Genomic DNA, 1,776 nt, shown 5'->3' on the forward strand with positions numbered 1-1,776 from the left:
CACAGTCACCGCAATCTGGTCATTCGACGCAAATTGCTTGGGTGTTATATGGTCAAGCCTCACGGGCAATTAGTATTGGTTAGCTCAACGCCTCACAGCGCTTACACACCCAACCTATCAACGTCGTAGTCTTCGACGGCCCTTTAGGGAACTCAAGGTTCCAGTGAGATCTCATCTTGAGGCAAGTTTCCCGCTTAGATGCTTTCAGCGGTTATCTTTTCCGAACATAGCTACCCGGCAATGCCACTGGCGTGACAACCGGAACACCAGAGGTTCGTCCACTCCGGTCCTCTCGTACTAGGAGCAGCCCCTCTCAAATCTCAAACGTCCACGGCAGATAGGGACCGAACTGTCTCACGACGTTCTAAACCCAGCTCGCGTACCACTTTAAATGGCGAACAGCCATACCCTTGGGACCGGCTTCAGCCCCAGGATGTGATGAGCCGACATCGAGGTGCCAAACACCGCCGTCGATATGAACTCTTGGGCGGTATCAGCCTGTTATCCCCGGAGTACCTTTTATCCGTTGAGCGATGGCCCTTCCATACAGAACCACCGGATCACTAAGACCTACTTTCGTACCTGCTCGACGTGTCTGTCTCGCAGTCAAGCGCGCTTTTGCCTTTATACTCTACGACCGATTTCCGACCGGTCTGAGCGCACCTTCGTACTCCTCCGTTACTCTTTAGGAGGAGACCGCCCCAGTCAAACTACCCACCATACACTGTCCTCGATCCGGATAACGGACCTGAGTTAGAACCTCAAAGTTGCCAGGGTGGTATTTCAAGGTTGGCTCCACGCAGACTGGCGTCCACGCTTCAAAGCCTCCCACCTATCCTACACAAGCAAATTCAAAGTCCAGTGCAAAGCTATAGTAAAGGTTCACGGGGTCTTTCCGTCTAGCCGCGGATACACTGCATCTTCACAGCGATTTCAATTTCACTGAGTCTCGGGTGGAGACAGCGCCGCCATCGTTACGCCATTCGTGCAGGTCGGAACTTACCCGACAAGGAATTTCGCTACCTTAGGACCGTTATAGTTACGGCCGCCGTTTACCGGGGCTTCGATCAAGAGCTTCGCTTGCGCTAACCCCATCAATTAACCTTCCGGCACCGGGCAGGCGTCACACCCTATACGTCCACTTTCGTGTTTGCAGAGTGCTGTGTTTTTAATAAACAGTCGCAGCGGCCTGGTATCTTCGACCGGCAGGGGCTTACGCAGTAAATGCTTCACCTCCACCGGCGCACCTTCTCCCGAAGTTACGGTGCCATTTTGCCTAGTTCCTTCACCCGAGTTCTCTCAAGCGCCTTGGTATTCTCTACCCAACCACCTGTGTCGGTTTGGGGTACGGTTCCTGGTTACCTGAAGCTTAGAAGCTTTTCTTGGAAGCATGGCATCAACCACTTCGTGTTCTAAAAGAACACTCGTCATCAGCTCTCGGCCTTAAGATCCCGGATTTACCTAAGATCTCAGCCTACCACCTTAAACCTGGACAACCAACGCCAGGCTGGCCTAGCCTTCTCCGTCCCTCCATCGCAATAACCAGAAGTACAGGAATATTAACCTGTTTTCCATCGACTACGCTTTTCAGCCTCGCCTTAGGGACCGACTAACCCTGCGTCGATTAACGTTGCGCAGGAAACCTTGGTCTTTCGGCGTGGGTGTTTTTCACACCCATTGTCGTTACTCATGTCAGCATTCGCACTTCTGATACCTCCAGCAAGCTTCTCAACTCACCTTCACAGGCTTACAGAACGCTCCTCTACCGCATCATCA

At 52.5% G+C, this 1,776-nt stretch carries 1 rRNA gene; it reads right to left on the bottom strand.

Annotation, left to right across the window (positions count from 1 at the left end):
* Positions 1–48: 48 nt before the first annotated feature.
* Positions 49–1,776, bottom strand: a 23S ribosomal RNA gene (locus tag BLR20_RS26315); the annotation flags it as partial.

Origin of the sequence: Pseudomonas congelans (assembly GCF_900103225.1) — a bacterium.
In the GTDB taxonomy this organism is placed as follows: domain Bacteria; phylum Pseudomonadota; class Gammaproteobacteria; order Pseudomonadales; family Pseudomonadaceae; genus Aquipseudomonas; species Aquipseudomonas congelans.